Origin of the sequence: Gemella haemolysans (genome assembly GCF_001553035.1) — a bacterium.
Taxonomy (GTDB): Bacteria; Bacillota; Bacilli; order Staphylococcales; family Gemellaceae; genus Gemella; species Gemella haemolysans_B.
The window spans coordinates 1-14,906 of sequence record NZ_KQ959967.1 but is presented as its reverse complement, the minus strand read 5'-3'; the positions used below and the strand labels follow the sequence as shown (position 1 = coordinate 14,906).

14 protein-coding genes and 1 other annotated feature are annotated in these 14,906 nt (G+C 29.9%); of the genes, 4 read left to right on the top strand and 10 right to left on the bottom strand.

The features are described from left to right. Positions 1-224: 224 nt before the first annotated feature. From HMPREF3186_RS05960 to HMPREF3186_RS05915, 10 genes are all read right to left on the bottom strand, one after another. A complete protein-coding gene (locus HMPREF3186_RS05960; RefSeq protein ID WP_060914365.1) occupies positions 225-497 on the bottom strand; it encodes a hypothetical protein in 273 nt (90 codons plus the stop codon). A 181-nt stretch (positions 498-678) separates the two neighbouring features. Further along, the gene (locus HMPREF3186_RS05955) at positions 679-1,398 is read right to left on the bottom strand and encodes an amino acid ABC transporter ATP-binding protein (protein WP_060914364.1); all 720 of its coding nucleotides are present in this window, start codon (positions 1,396-1,398) and stop codon (positions 679-681) included. Positions 1,399-1,407: 9 nt separating this feature from the next. Then, on the bottom strand, positions 1,408-2,049 hold the full coding sequence (locus HMPREF3186_RS05950) for an amino acid ABC transporter permease (protein WP_060914363.1): 642 nt from the start codon (positions 2,047-2,049) through the stop codon (positions 1,408-1,410). A 19-nt stretch (positions 2,050-2,068) separates the two neighbouring features. After that, the gene (locus tag HMPREF3186_RS05945) at positions 2,069-2,890 is read right to left on the bottom strand and encodes a transporter substrate-binding domain-containing protein (protein ID WP_060914362.1); all 822 of its coding nucleotides are present in this window, start codon (positions 2,888-2,890) and stop codon (positions 2,069-2,071) included. A 221-nt stretch (positions 2,891-3,111) separates the two neighbouring features. After that, positions 3,112-3,307, bottom strand: a binding site (T-box leader). A 299-nt stretch (positions 3,308-3,606) separates the two neighbouring features. Then, positions 3,607-5,031, bottom strand: a complete 1,425-nt coding sequence (locus HMPREF3186_RS05940) for a leucyl aminopeptidase (protein WP_060914361.1) — start codon at positions 5,029-5,031, stop codon at positions 3,607-3,609. A gap of 31 nt (positions 5,032-5,062) precedes the next feature. Then, positions 5,063-6,463, bottom strand: coding sequence for a protoporphyrinogen/coproporphyrinogen oxidase (locus tag HMPREF3186_RS05935; RefSeq protein WP_060914360.1), 1,401 nt, complete (start codon positions 6,461-6,463; stop codon positions 5,063-5,065). 11 nt (positions 6,464-6,474) lie between these two features. After that, positions 6,475-7,713, bottom strand: a complete 1,239-nt coding sequence (locus tag HMPREF3186_RS05930) for an ABC transporter permease (RefSeq protein WP_060914359.1) — start codon at positions 7,711-7,713, stop codon at positions 6,475-6,477. Then, positions 7,706-8,449, bottom strand: a complete 744-nt coding sequence (locus tag HMPREF3186_RS05925; RefSeq protein WP_060914358.1) for an ABC transporter ATP-binding protein — start codon at positions 8,447-8,449, stop codon at positions 7,706-7,708. Before HMPREF3186_RS05925 ends, HMPREF3186_RS05930 begins: the two co-directional genes overlap by 8 nt. Then, positions 8,442-9,038, bottom strand: coding sequence for a dephospho-CoA kinase (gene coaE / locus HMPREF3186_RS05920; protein WP_060914357.1), 597 nt, complete (start codon positions 9,036-9,038; stop codon positions 8,442-8,444). Before coaE ends, HMPREF3186_RS05925 begins: the two co-directional genes overlap by 8 nt. A 166-nt stretch (positions 9,039-9,204) precedes the next feature. Continuing rightward, positions 9,205-10,644 (bottom strand): amino acid permease, encoded by a 1,440-nt coding sequence (locus tag HMPREF3186_RS05915; RefSeq protein WP_060914356.1) that lies wholly within the window; start codon positions 10,642-10,644, stop codon positions 9,205-9,207. A 385-nt stretch (positions 10,645-11,029) separates the two neighbouring features. Between HMPREF3186_RS05915 and HMPREF3186_RS05910 the strand changes: the two genes are divergently transcribed. The 4 genes from HMPREF3186_RS05910 to HMPREF3186_RS05895 all read left to right on the top strand — a co-directional run bounded on the left by HMPREF3186_RS05910 (position 11,030) and on the right by HMPREF3186_RS05895 (position 14,793). Further along, positions 11,030-12,157, top strand: a complete 1,128-nt coding sequence (locus tag HMPREF3186_RS05910) for an acyl-CoA dehydrogenase family protein (protein WP_060914355.1) — start codon at positions 11,030-11,032, stop codon at positions 12,155-12,157. A 176-nt stretch (positions 12,158-12,333) separates the two neighbouring features. Then, positions 12,334-13,158, top strand: a complete 825-nt coding sequence (locus HMPREF3186_RS05905) for a phosphate/phosphite/phosphonate ABC transporter substrate-binding protein (RefSeq protein WP_060914354.1) — start codon at positions 12,334-12,336, stop codon at positions 13,156-13,158. 2 nt (positions 13,159-13,160) lie between these two features. Beyond that, positions 13,161-14,336 carry a cobalamin-independent methionine synthase II family protein gene (locus HMPREF3186_RS05900; protein ID WP_060914353.1) on the top strand — a complete coding sequence of 392 codons (1,176 nt, stop codon included), beginning with the start codon at positions 13,161-13,163 and terminating at the stop codon, positions 14,334-14,336. Then, positions 14,329-14,793, top strand: a complete 465-nt coding sequence (locus HMPREF3186_RS05895; protein WP_060914352.1) for a hypothetical protein — start codon at positions 14,329-14,331, stop codon at positions 14,791-14,793. The genes HMPREF3186_RS05900 and HMPREF3186_RS05895 overlap by 8 nt, the downstream gene beginning before the upstream one ends. Positions 14,794-14,906 lie beyond the last annotated feature (113 nt).

Here is a 14,906-nt window from a genome sequence, read left to right as displayed (position 1 = left end):
TTTTATCAGAAAGTTCATATTTTATTGTTTTTTCTATACTCATACCCTTCCAACTAACGGAATTATCCTTTTAAATATTTCTGTTTTAATTTGTTTACATAAAGATAATCAATTAAATCCGAACTTTAAACTTTTATATTTTCTTAATAATTCGAATTTAAAAAATAAAAATTCTTTAAACATTATACTCTCACAACTAAGTATAACTATTTAAAGAACTTTTTTTATTTTTCTTTATCCTCTGGAATAACTCCCATTAATTTTAGCAATTTATCCCATTCAAAAAGCATCTGCAAAGCATATAGTGCTAAAAATAGATAAACCATCTTTGTAATTGGAAAATCATGATAATCTAAAAAGAAAACTCTTAGAAAAATTACGAATAATAGTGAAACAGAAGCTATCTTAAAATGTTTTTCTCCTGATACTTTAATATTCAAAAATATAATAACAATAGGAAATAAACTCAATCTTGCTAAATTTTCTAGTATATCCATAATACTACCTCCACATAATATAATTCGTATCCTTCATTTATAACGCCTATATACTAGCTCCTATTATATCAAAGAGTTAACATGCTGTAAAACGTTTACATCTATAGTGCATATATATTTAGTTCAATATAAAATAATATCACTAAAGAATCCTTTAAATTCCTTAGTGATATTTACTATATTATAATATTTTTGAGAAGAATTCTTTTGTTCTTTCTTCTTTTGGATTATCGAATATTTCCGATGGAGTTCCTTCTTCTAATACTACTCCCCCATCCATAAATATTACTTTATCAGCAACTTCTTTTGCGAAATTCATTTCGTGAGTAACTATTAGCATAGTTAATCCTTCTTCTGATAATTCTTTGATAACATCTAGTACTTCTTTTACCATCTCTGGATCTAGAGCACTAGTAGGCTCATCAAATAATAATACTTCTGGTGAATTAGCTAAAGCACGCGCGATTGCTACACGTTGTTTTTGTCCCCCCGAAAGGCTATTTGGATAAACATCTTTTTTATCTTCTAATCCTACACGTTTTAGCAACTCAATTGCCTTTTTCTCAATGTTTTCAGCAGTGTCGTCACCGAATGTTTTTGGAGCAAGTGTAATATTTTCTAATACACTCATATTTGGGAATAAGTTAAAGTTTTGGAATACCATTCCTACTTTTTTTCTATATTTATTGATATTTTGTTTAGTAATATCTTCACCGTTGTATAAAATCTGTCCACTTGTAGGTGTTTCTAATAAGTTCACACAACGTAACGCTGTACTCTTACCACTACCACTTGAACCTAGAATTACGATTTTCTCCCCTTTTTCAACACTGATGTTTACACCTTTTAATACTTCTAATTTTCCGAATTTCTTATGTAAATCTTTTATTTCTAATAACAATTTCTTCACCTACTTCGTTAATTTTTTCTCTAAACGTTTTACCAATAGTGATAATATTGATGTAATTATAAAATATATTGCAGCAGCTACTAAGTATGGACCAAACGTCTGGTATGTAGCATTTTTTACAGTGTTTGCTGTAAACATGATATCCGCTACCCCTACAAAGTAAACTATTGAAGATTCCTTTACTAGTGAAATAAACTCATTACCTAAAGCTGGTAAGCTATTTTTTAGCGCTTGTGGTAAAATGATTAATTTCATAGTTTGGAAATAACTCAATCCTAAAGAACGTCCTGCTTCCATTTGTCCTTTATCAATTGCTAAAATTCCTGAACGGAATATTTCACTAACATATGCACCAGAGTTAATTGAAAGAGCAATTATCGCTGACATAAATGGTGTGAATGAAATACCGATTTCTGGTAGTGCGAAATAGATAATCATAATTTGCACTAGTATTGGTGTATTTCTAATTATTTCTACATATACTGCTGCAATTACATTAAGCACTTTAAAAGTACTAATTTTTGCTAAACATATTACAATTCCAAGTATTAATCCTACTAGTAAAGCTATAAGTGAAACTTTTAAAGTTGTTACCGTAGCTTCTAAATACGCTGTGTAATAATTTGGAAGAAAATCAAACATTCTATTTTATACCTCTCTTTTATTCGCTTTGTGCAGCAACTTTAGCATATTTATCAAGCTCTTTTTCAAATGCTTTTTGATCTTGAATTTCTTTAATTACTGCGTTAACTTGTTCTAATAATTCTTTGTTACTATCATTTTTTCCTTTTTTGAAGGCAATTGCCATACCAGTTGCTTCTGGATCGTTATCTGCAGTAAATGTACTAATTTTAATATCAGTGTATTTGTTCATTGCAATTTTTGCAACGTCATCTGGAATTAATACTGCATCAATTTTTTTGTTTTTAAGATCTTGTAATAAACTTGGTACGTCAGTTAAAGCTTGGATATTTTTGTCATCCATTTTTAGTTGTTCTTTTGCATAAGTTTCATATGTTGAACCTTTTTGAACACCGATTTTTTTATTTTTTAGATCAGCTACAGATTTGATTTCTTCACTATCTTTATTTACTACGAAAATACCTTTACTTGTGTAATAAACATCTGAGAAATCAACTGCTTTTTTTCTTTCCTCTGTTGGGTTAACTCCAGAGATTACCATGTCAACTTTATTAGCATTTAATGCTGCGATTAATGAATCGAATGCCATTTGTTGAATTTCAACTTGAACACCTAATTTTTTAGCAACTTGCTCCGCTAAGTAAATATCTGCACCAACAACTTTCTTATTACCATTTTCTGTTGTTAAAAACTCATACGGAGGATAGTCTGGAGAAACTCCTAATACTATTTTATTTTTCTCTTTAACTTCTTGTAATTTGTTTTTTGTGTTGCTACTTGAGCATGCTGTTAATGTAACTACTGTAATAATTGATGTAATGAATAATAATAATTTTTTCATCGTCTTGTCTCCTTTTTTCTTTATTATATTATATAACTATAGAAAAGAACAAATTATAAATAAAAAAACTCTTTGTAGCTAATTATCCTAGCTACAAAGAGACGAATTTTCGCGGTGCCACTCTTTTTGATATACTAAATCTAAGAAACATACTGTCCATGGTCTGTATGTAGCGACCCGATATAAATAAAAAAGTCTTTTTATAATTTCCTAAGAAACTATAAAAAGACGAAATCAATTCCGCGTTGCCACTTTTCTTGGTATTTAGCATACCCACTCAATCTCTTTAAGGCAGAGTTACCAATTATTTAATAATTGCCTAAAAAGTGCGTTCATCTAGAAAAATTACTAACCTCACACCAACGTTAGCTCGCTAAAAATTTTTTACCAAATTACTATTCTTTTCTAAGGTTTTAGTTTTATTGTTAATTATTTTACACCTTAAGTATTTTCTTGTCAAGTAAAAAAATATTATTTTTTAATTTTTTTATTTTCATTCTTATGTATTATAAAAATGGGCTGACCCAAAAGTCCTAAAATGTAACAAAGTTCAGATGAAAACTCATAGACGCAGTGGTTTATTGATATCTAAATGCGCTTTAGAAAAGCTTTTTAGATATCTAATAAACTGTGCGGGGGTGACTCGACAAAATCGATTTCTACGAAATCACGATTTTTGAGTCACTCCCATTGAGTTCTGCTCTTAATTCTAAATATTATTTATTTAGTAGATTGTACAATGTTTTAACATGTACTCCTGTAGCACCTTTTGGAAGGTATTTTTCAGCTTTTGATAGGTATGCAGTTCCAGCTATATCTAAGTGTACCCATGGAACATCATTCGCTACAAAGTTTTCGATAAATAATCCAGCAGTAATAGTTCCACCAAGTCTCCCACCTGTATTTTTCACATCGGCAACAGAAGATTTATTTAATTCTCTAAAGCTGTCATCAGCTGGCATTTGCCATACTCTTTCTCCCGCTTCTTTCGCAGCTTTGCTTAGCTCGTTATAGAATTCTTGGTTATTTGTTACTGCACCTGTGTAGAATTCACCTAATGCTACTAAGCACGCCCCTGTTAATGTAGCTAAGTCTATTACTTTACTAACTTTTAGTTTTTCAGTAGCATAGTATACTGAATCTGCTAAAGTAATACGCCCTTCTGCATCTGTATTTAATACTTCTACAGTTTTTCCTGAAAGTGTTGAAATTACATCACCTGGTTTATAAGAACCACCAGCTATCATATTTTCACATGCACCGACAACTGCAATTACATTAGTTTTTAATTTTCTAGTCGCAACAAGTTTCATTGTTCCAATTACAGTTCCTGCACCACCCATATCACAGTGCATTATGTCCATACTATTAGCTGTAGGTTTAATTGAGTAACCACCTGAATCATAAGTTACACCTTTACCTACTAATCCAACTACTTCGCTTTCCTCTGGATTATTTAAGTATTTCATAACAATAAATCTTGGTTTTCTATCTGATCCACGTCCTACTGCTAATAACCCTTTTAATCCTAATTCTTCGCATTGTTTTTCATCGTAAACTTCTACTTCTACACCTAATGCTGATAATTCCTTACTAGCAATATTAGCAAGAGTTTCTGGATATAAGTACTCTGCTCTTTCATTTACTAGATCACGTGAGAAGAATACTCCGCTCATAATATCGCGAGCTTCATTTACTACCTCTTCCAAATTCTCTAGATTTTCTTCTGTAGATAAATTAATCGTAATTTCTGGAGATTCTTTTCTATCTGATTTATACTTATCAAATTTATAAGTTGCATGTAATGCACCTTCAACTGCAGCATTTACAAGTTTTTCAGTTGAAACACTCTCTACTTTAGGTAAAGTAATAAATACTTCTAATTCTTTGTTACTTTCTAATACTTTAACTAGTTTAAAGAATACTTCTCGTACCTTATCTTCTACTAGTTCCTCTTTTTTTCCTAATCCTAAAAGTATTTCTTTTTCTCCATTGAATGGTAGATTAGCGTACACTTCATTAAGTTTTCCAGAGAATAATTCTCTTTCTTTTGTATATTCTAATAACTTACTTTCGTATGCTTCATTTTCAAATATTGGTGTTACTTTTACACCTGCTTGTTTATTAGTAAAAAATTTCATAATTTTCACCTCGTACTTTGTACGTCCCTTCTTATCTTATATTTTCTAAAATTTGTTTGGCTACTTCCTTAGCTTCCAATACCGTATTTTCTAGAGTTGTACCTTTTTTGGACTTCCCTATAATGAATACATTTGGGTATTCTTTTTTCATATATTCATTAAACTTGTTTATATTTTTATTATAGTTTTTACAGCGAAATCTATAATTATCTTTCACCTTACTTACGTAGGATCTACTTACTTTACCTATCGCTCCATGGACTTTAGTTAATTCTTTTTCGATTATTTCAATTATTTCAGAATCACTTTTACCCTTTAGTTCGCTAACCGCTTCTTCCCTATCAATATAGGCTCGTACGATTTGTATTCCACTCATTTTAATATCAATCCATTTATTACTTACATATTCTAATTTTGTTACATATTCACTGTCATCTTTTGGAAAAATTATTTCTCCTATTTCACGATTAATATGCAACTCATCTCTTTTGTACACCAGAGTTACAACAATATTAGATACATACTTCATACTTGAATAAAATTCATTTATTTTTTCATCTCCATTAAATAATGGTAAGAAGTTCTTTTGATTTAGTGTAAGTATTATATAGTCATAATAATATATACTACCGTTTGAATGAACTAGATACTTATCACCTTTTTTTTCTATTTTTTCAACCTTACGGTTTAACTCTAGAAATACTTTATCTGAAAAATTCGATTCTAGAGTCTCTATAAATGATTTCAAAGTAAATTTTAATCTGTATTCTGAACCTACAGTAATATTATCTATAACGTTCCTATCATACATATCTTCTAATATTTTATTAATATCTTCTTTTTGAATCGTTAAAAATGATAGTTCCGGCATTAAACTTACCATACTTTGCTTTGAAATATCACTCGCATAATGGCTTGTCAGTAAAGGCTCAATTAGCTTATCATAAATTTTCTCATTAATTATGGCTTTAAAAAATTCTTCAACTGTTAATTCCTTTATATCTTCATCTTCCAAAGCATTATACATATTGTACATAATAGATAGTTTTTCTTTAAAAGTGAATAAATCTGACAATAACAACTCTCTTTTATCTAAAGGTACACCGTAAAGCATTTTTTCTGGTAGATATTTAATACCTTCTTTTGTAAAAAATACCTTCTTCGTACTCCCACTCTTTATTAGATATCTATGCAGACCAAGTTCTATCATTAGATAAAAGAGTACGCCTTGTTCACTAATTGAATTATGCCAACCATTATCATAAATTTCTTGACCGAATTGAAACTTACCAAACCTATCATTTGCAAATTCAAACTCTCTCTCAATTAAATCAATATTAAACTTTTTTGAATTTACTCCTGAAAACTTATCAAGAAAATAAGCACAGCTTACTCCTGATAAGTCCCCTCCTATTATTGCTATGTTTTTCATGATATTACCTTCTATTTTACTTTCCCAATAAAAATCTTAGCTATTATATTAGCTAAAACTACCGATGCAATAATTATAACTATAGTCATTCCTTCAAAATTACTAAATAATACTGCAAATAATGCAAGGAATATTGTAGTTATTAACATTACAACAGTTAATAATTTTTTAAAGCTATCGATTTTAATACTTTCATCAACTGGTAATATACTATGCCAAATGTTATTACTCATCTGTTTATATAGAGGAACAAGTTGAATAATTGTTAGATAACTATAAGATAGTATAGCTACTGCACTGACATAAGGATTTTTAAAACTAAAAATTATTAATCCTGATAATAGCATAAGCCTTAAAGCTAAAAATACTGTATTTTCCTGTCTTAAAAAGACTCTATAATAATAATATTTAAAGCTATTTTCTTTAGTGAAATTGTCTTTAGTTAATTTAGGTAATAATGCATCAAAATATTTTCTTCTAGCTACTTTTACCCCGCTTAATGGTACATCCACAAACATATTCACGAATTTCAAGTAACTTTCCATACGATGTTTATCATACTCAGCCGCTTCATTCCATTTAACAACTAGCTTTTCTTGATCTTCTGAACTCTTTGAGCCCGTAGAATTCTTAATAACATAATATGCGCAGAATGCCAAACCAATTATACCAGCTATATCAGCTATATGAATATAAGTATTAGTTATAAATACTGCTATTATCTGTATAAAAGTCACTATAAATTGTAAGATTTTAATCCAAATAATTTCTTTATAATGAATAACTTGAACATATTTTAATAAGTTATTTATTATAATAACCATAAGCAGTAAACATATAGATAATTTATCAATACTACCGATAATATTAGTAATAGGCTTAACTGCAAAATAAAAGATGACAAACGCTATAATGTGGGTTACCGATACATTAATAACGGTTTTTCTACCAACGTTTTTGTAATACTTCTCTAATGGTAATAAAAACACTGCATCTGCTTCTTTTATATACGTTTTAATCTTTGTACTTATCAAATAGTAACTAAATGCTAACGATGCAGCCATAAATACTGAGTATAATTCAAATTGGCTCGCTACTGCTATCCATTTAGAATAATTAATCAATGCTGCTCCTAACACAATAATAAGAAACATAATTAGGTGCGAATTAAAAATATACTTACTATAGGTTAGTTTTAGCTCCTGCTCTTTCTTGCGTCTATCTGCAAAGATATTCTCAATATTACTCATTACTATCTCTCACCGTTAATGATAGATAAATTTCATCTAAAGACGCACCTGCCATATTAAATTCGGCCCTTAGTTGTTCTAGATTACCATTCGCTAGAATTTTTCCTTCGTGAATTATAACAAAGTTATCACAATACTTTTCTGCTGTAGCTAGTATGTGTGTAGACATCAATAAACTAGCTCCACTATCTCTTCTTTCACACATTAAATTAATTAAGTCATTAATTGCAATCGGATCAAGTCCTAAAAACGGCTCATCAATAATATATAAACTCGGTTCTACTAAAAAGGCACAGATAATCATTACTTTTTGTTTCATACCTTTTGAAAAGTGTACTGGGAAAAATTTCTTCTTATCGCTTAGTTTAAACAGCTCTAGTAATTTATCTGCTTTTTTCCAAGTATCTTCCATATCTAATCCATAAGCCATTGCTGTTAGATTTATATGTTCTTCTAGTGTTAATTCTTCATATAAAACAGGCGATTCTGGAATATAACTTATGCTCTTTCTATATTTTTCATTATCACGAGTAATTGTAATACCATTAACCTTTATCTCACCTTCCATAGGTCTAAGTAATCCTAATATATGTTTAATTGTAGTACTTTTACCAGCTCCATTAAGACCAATTAGCGCTGTTATGCTACCTTTAGGTATCTGTATATTGACATTATCTATAATCTTTCTGCGATTGTATCCACCACCAAGATTACTAATTTCTAATACATTAGTCATTTTGCTTATCTCCTCTTTTTAACTTTTCTAATATTTCATCAATTTGTTGAAATGTATCTTCTTTTCTATAGCTATTATTTATAACAAAATCACCTAATGATGCTTTTTCCTGTGGACTCATTTGACTTTCTATTCGCTTAAGAGCCTCTTCTTTTGATAAAAAATTTCGCGTCATTAATCTTTCTAATTGTACATCTTCATCTACATATACAACTGCTACTTTTTCTACCAGGTCTACAAAATTAGCTTCATATAATAATGCTATATCTAAAAAGACCAGATCTTCATTTTCATGTTCTTCTTGTAATTTTAAAATTAATTCTTTAATTTTAGGATGAATAATATTATTTAGTTTTTTTAAATTATTATCATTTCCAAAAACTAACTTTCCTAAAACCTCTCTACTTATTTCATTATTTACTAAAATATTAGCGCCAAATGTTTCAGAAAGTCTTCTTTTTACATCTTCACTAGTAAGCGCAACGTGTCCAAGTTTATCTGCATCAATAATGGTATACCCCTTTTCTTTTAAATAATCTGATACAGTACTTTTCCCACATGCTATACTTCCTGTAATTCCAATATTCAAATTATCATCTCCAATAAATTACTTAAATACAATTTTATCATAAACTGCAAGCATTTACCATAGTTTAAAAACTATTCAATTCTATAATATATATACTTCAATATCAATAAACTATAAAAGAAAAAGATTAACAAGCTCATTGCTCATTAATCTTTTTTTAGCTTTATTATCCTTTATATGGATGTATATCCATTTCCTCTAGTTTAACAAATTTTTTCTTCGTTACTAATTTAAATACTAAATACATTACTACACCAACAGCTGGACAAACTAAGTTATATGACATTTTTACAAAACCACCTGTTGCGTAATCAGCTACTAATTGTAGTAATATTATTGTTGCAAAAGAAAATAGTGCAATGTATGATCCTACAACACCTGTTTTAGATGTGTAAGGAAGAACATCTTCAGCTTTTTTCCCTTGCTTCACAATTGCTCTTCTCAAGCGAATTTGAGATATTAAAGATACCATCCAAATTATCATTACTATAATTCCTACCATCGATAGTAACATATAGTAACCACTTGGATTTAATCTTTCGAAAATGAAACATAATACCATAAATATTGCTGAGAAAGTTAACGCAAATACCGGTACTGAATTTGTATTTAATTTTTTAAATACTTTAGGACCGTAATTATGTGAACTTAATGAAAATAGTTGTCTACTAGAAACATACATACCTGAATTTGCTGCTGATAAAACTGATGTTAAAATTACAGCATTCATAATAACTGCCGCCACTTCTAAACCAATATTTTGGAATACAATTGTGAATGGAGAGGCTGTTACATTATTTGTGTCTAATAATCTTGGATCATTTGCTGACACTATTGAAGAAATTATTAACATTGTAGCTATGTAAAATATTAATATTCTCCAGAAAACTTGTCTAACTGCTTTAGGCATTGTCTCTTTAGGATTTGGAGATTCTCCTGCTGTAACTGCTACAACTTCTGTTCCTCCAAATGAGAATGCTGCAGTTGAAAGAACACCAAATAATCCCAACACACCTGCGCTACTTGTTTTTTCACCATTTTTAATAAATGTATGAATACCAGCTTCACTATTCCCAGTAGCTCCAAAGATGATTGCAGCTCCAACTATTAAGAATGCGACAACTGTCATAACTTTTATTATTGTTATCCAATATTCAACTTCGCCAAATACTTTAACACTTACTAAGTTTAATAAATATAAAAATACTAAAAAAACAATACAAATCGAAAATGATGAAAATTGTCTAAAGAATTCCCAGTAATGTAATATTTTCGATAATGTTATTATATCAACACTTGCTACTAAAATCCACAGTATCCAGAACAACCAACCAACTCCAAATCCTACTCCTGGATCTATAAATCTAGTTGCATATGCTCCAAATGAACCCGAAACTGGATAAAATGTCGCCAATTCTCCTATAGAAGCCATTAAAAAGTAAATAATAACTCCAATTAATGCATAAGTTAAAACTGCTCCGTAAGAACCTGCTTTACTAACTACCGCTCCACTTGCCATAAATAATCCGGTACCTATACATCCACCTATAGCTATCATACTAATATGACGAGCTTGCAGTTTTCTTTCCATCTTTGAATCTGCCATATTTTTCATCCTTTCATTAATTTATTATATAAATATAGATTATACAAGATTTAATAGCATTTGTAAATAAATTTTCAGACTTTTCCCGATAATTTTTTCAATTTTTTATTTTTGTAATTCAATCGTGTGTTTTTTTGAAAATGATATCACCTATCATCTACAAAAATTTATTTTTATATTTTAAAATATAATATATTTATTAAAATGCTTATAAATATATTATTTTACATCAGTTAATTATGAGATATTTATTATATATTTTATATAAATTTATTTTTAAGATATCCTTTTAAGAACTATATAGAAAGCATTTACAGAAATATTCTTTGTGATATAATTTTTGTATAAAAATATATTAGATATATTAATGTTAGGAGGCATTATTATGACAACATTTTACAACGAAGCTAGGGAGTTTGCAAAAAAATATATAGATCCTATTGCAAAAGAAATAGACGAACAAGAAAGATTTCCTGAAGAAGTATTTAAAGAATTAGGAAAAGCAGGATATTTCAAACTTATGATTCCAACTGAACTAGGTGGATTAGGAAAAGATATGCAAGAACATGCAGATGCTTGCCGTGCTTTTGCTAAATCAAGTGCTACTGTAGGTCTATGTTATATGATGCATAATGTTGCATTAAACTGTGTTCTTTCATATGCCGATGATAATCTAAAAACAAAAATTTGTAAAGATATCGTTGAGAATGAAAAATTCATGGCACTTGCATACAGCGAATTAGGGACTGGAACACACTTTTATATCTCAGATGTCAAAACTGAATTTAAAGATAATTCAGTAGTATTTAACGGACTAAAAAGTATGGTAACTTCTGCAGAATTTGCATCTTATTATCTTGTTCTTACCCCTTCAGATGTGGAAGGTGGAATTGATAACTGGGTATTCCCTCTAGGTAGCGATGGTCTAGAATTCAAACCTTCTACTTGGCATGGTCTAGGAATGCGTGGTAATGTTTCTTGCCAAATGGCAATTAACGATGTTGAATTAAATAAAGAACTACGTATTGGTCAAGCTGGATCAGGAGTTGACCAAGTATTCACTATTGTAGCAACATACTTCATCACTGGACTTGCTGCTGTCTACAGTGGTCTTTGCGAAGCAATACTAGAAGAAGCTGTCGCACATACTACTAATAGAAAATATCCTGATGGAAAATCTCTAAGCGAAATTGAAACAGTACAAATTCATCTTGCTAAAATCTATAGCCAAACTAATGCAGCAGTCCTTGGAACAAACGAAGCAGCTCGTAGTTTCTTAAATAAAGATGCTGATATGCTAGCTAAAATCTTATCAGCTAGAATTTTTGCTAGTGAAGCTGCTATTGAATTAGCCCGTCTTGGTATGCGTGTTGGTGGTGGTAAAGCATATAACCGTGTTGGAAATATGGAACGCTATCTAAGAGATGCATTCGCAAGTCATATTATGGCACCTAGTGTTGACGTGCTTACTATCTGGTTAGGTAAAGCCATCACAGGGCAACAATTACCATAGAATATTTTTCTGAAATAACTCATATAAGAGGCACCTAAAAGACCTAAATTTTCAAAAGTTTATATGAGAACTCATAAGCTTTGCAGGGGGACTCACCAAAATCTTGTTTTATCGAAATCATGATTTTTGAGTCACCTCCTATTTTTAAAAATATAATTTAGAAGAGGTATATTATTATGACAAAATTAAAAGTTGGAGCTGTTATTTATGATCCTAAGGTTACTGTAATTTGGGGAATTATTGCAAAATTTTTTGAAGATGAAAACTTCCCTATCGAACCAGTTTATTACAAAGATTACAAAGGTCAAGTTGACGGTTTATTAGCTAAAGAAATTGATGTAGCTTGGAATTCTCCTTTAGCATGGTTAGATACTCACCTACGCACTAACGGAACTGCGTTAAATGGTTCTATGCGTGATACTGATCGCGATCGTAGTTCATATTTAGTAGTAAAAGCTAATAGCAACATTAACACTATTCAAGACTTAAGAAATAAAACAATTGGTTTCGGTGCAATTGATTCACCACAAGCTAGATTAATTCCTATTAACCACCTTCACAAACTTGGGTTAGAATTTGGTAAAGATTATACTGAAAAACGTTTCGATATCGGTGTCGGACTTCATGGTGACCATGTCGGTGGAGAACTTGATTCAGCAATAGCTTTAAAAAATGATGAAGTAGCTGCTACGTGGATGCTAGATTTAAACTATAATGCTTGGATTGCAGATGGAACTCTAGATGAAAATCAGGTGAAAATTTTATCGAAAACAGATTTCTTTGATCACTGTATCTTCTCAGGACATCCAGAATTAGATGTAACTCGTTTTGAAAAATTCATAGAAGTATTACATAAAATGGATTACAATAATCCAGATCATAAAGAAATGATGGATATGGAAGGCTTAAAAGAATGGATCTCTGGTCGTACTTCTGGATTTAAACAACTTACTGAAGCAAATGAATATTTAGATTTTTTTAAAGAGTTTCATGGTGAATAATTATGACTAATTCATCTTTCTTAGTTTCTCTTCTTGGCAGTATGCCTCGTAGTAAAAAACTATTAACCGCAAAACGAAAATTAAATAAAGGAAATATCGACTTAAGTACATATCAAGAAATCTTAGATGAAGAAACAAAATATGTAGTTGAACTTCAAGAAAATAATTATATTGATATAATCACTAGCGGTGAACTAAATCGTGATAATTATGTTTCATTTATTGCTGAACGTTTAGACGGTGTTACAATGATGAGTATGGCTGATATGTTTGATTATATTGAGGACAAACAAGGTTTTGAACAAATACTAGAAATATTAGATGTTCCTGCAATTAGTATAAAAAATGCAATTTGTACGGGGAAGGTAAAATATAATAAACCTCTGGTAGCTCAAGAAATGATTGAACTAAAAAAATTAACCAATAAGAGAATCAAAGCAACATTACCAGGTCCTTATTTAATAACTAGGTCCATGTGGTTACCTGCTCTATCAAAACAATATTACGATAGTAAAGATTCTCTAGGAGAAGACATAATAAAAGTATTAAAAGAAGAAATTGATTCATTAGCAAAAATAGGCATAGATGTTATTCAATTTGATGAGCCTGTATTAACTGAAGTAGTATTTTCTGAAGGTAAGACAAGATCTTTTATGTGCGCAGCATTATCTGAGAAAAAAGATCCTACTGAAGAATTAAAATTCGCTACTAAATTAATTAAATCTGTGATAGATTATGCCAAAGAAAAAGAAATATTAGTTTCTCTTCATGTATGCCGTGGAAATTGGAGTCGTGACGAAAGTATTCTCCTTACTGGACCGTATACTCCTCTACTTCCACTATTCGAAGAAACTCTTCCTAATATACTTACATTAGAGTTTTCTACTCCTCGTGCTGGAGAAATATCTTCATTATTCAGTAGTACTTTAATAAGGGATAATTGTATCCTAGGATTAGGTGTTATGAACCCAAGAACAGACGATATAGAACCATTAGAAGATATCCTAGATCGTGTAGAAGAAGTAATGCAATATATTCCTAAAGAAAGAATTTGGTTAAATCCTGACTGTGGCTTTGCTACATTTGCGAATAGACCCGTAAGCACAATGGAGATAATTGATAAAAAATTAGCTCGGCTAAATGAGGCTAAAAATACATTGAGGAATTTGTATGACTAATTTATACGAATCAAATAATTATGACCTTAGTTTTAGAGGGATTTTATCAAATAATGATTTTAAATTGTATACTAATAATGATACTATAATTGTTTCAAATGACATCAACTTCGATATAAATGCTGATTTCAGAAGTAGTATTAATTATTTCTCTGCTTCAATAATAGGTGGGATAGCCCATACTATACTAAATGAAAGTAAACATTCTAATATAGTCATTGAAGAACTTGAAGGAAAAATTCATCTAGTATTAAAAAATCCTCTAACACTATTAAACGTTAGAGGTTATTGTGAAGAACCAAAAATTGATAACTGTTTAATCACATATTATTTATATGCAGATATTAATGAAAATAATCTTATAGAGTTTTGTAATTCATGTCTAAAAAAATCCTTTATTTACAATACACTAAAAAATGTAATAAATTTTAAAATAAAATTCATTCTAATTGATTAAATGACAGGGAGTGATTCAGAAATCATGATTTCAGAACAACAGAAATCGATTTTGTAGAATCACTCCCTATCACTTAATATGGGCTCATCAAAAAATCGGACTGATAGAAAAAA

Excerpts from the sequence above, each read along its gene's own strand:
- HMPREF3186_RS05910 (WP_060914355.1), top strand. The coding sequence starts at position 11,030 with ATGACAACATTTTACAACGAAGCTAGGGAGTTTGCAAAAAAATATATA.
- HMPREF3186_RS05945 (WP_060914362.1), bottom strand. The coding sequence starts at position 2,890 with ATGAAAAAATTATTATTATTCATTACATCAATTATTACAGTAGTTACA.
- HMPREF3186_RS05925 (WP_060914358.1), bottom strand. The coding sequence starts at position 8,449 with ATGACTAATGTATTAGAAATTAGTAATCTTGGTGGTGGATACAATCGC.
- HMPREF3186_RS05940 (WP_060914361.1), bottom strand. The coding sequence starts at position 5,031 with ATGAAATTTTTTACTAATAAACAAGCAGGTGTAAAAGTAACACCAATA.
- HMPREF3186_RS05935 (WP_060914360.1), bottom strand. The coding sequence starts at position 6,463 with ATGAAAAACATAGCAATAATAGGAGGGGACTTATCAGGAGTAAGCTGT.
- HMPREF3186_RS05930 (WP_060914359.1), bottom strand. The coding sequence starts at position 7,713 with ATGAGTAATATTGAGAATATCTTTGCAGATAGACGCAAGAAAGAGCAG.
- HMPREF3186_RS05900 (WP_060914353.1), top strand. The coding sequence starts at position 13,161 with ATGACTAATTCATCTTTCTTAGTTTCTCTTCTTGGCAGTATGCCTCGT.
- HMPREF3186_RS05905 (WP_060914354.1), top strand. The coding sequence starts at position 12,334 with ATGACAAAATTAAAAGTTGGAGCTGTTATTTATGATCCTAAGGTTACT.
- HMPREF3186_RS05895 (WP_060914352.1), top strand. The coding sequence starts at position 14,329 with ATGACTAATTTATACGAATCAAATAATTATGACCTTAGTTTTAGAGGG.
- HMPREF3186_RS05915 (WP_060914356.1), bottom strand. The coding sequence starts at position 10,644 with ATGGCAGATTCAAAGATGGAAAGAAAACTGCAAGCTCGTCATATTAGT.
- HMPREF3186_RS05960 (WP_060914365.1), bottom strand. The coding sequence starts at position 497 with ATGGATATACTAGAAAATTTAGCAAGATTGAGTTTATTTCCTATTGTT.
- HMPREF3186_RS05950 (WP_060914363.1), bottom strand. The coding sequence starts at position 2,049 with ATGTTTGATTTTCTTCCAAATTATTACACAGCGTATTTAGAAGCTACG.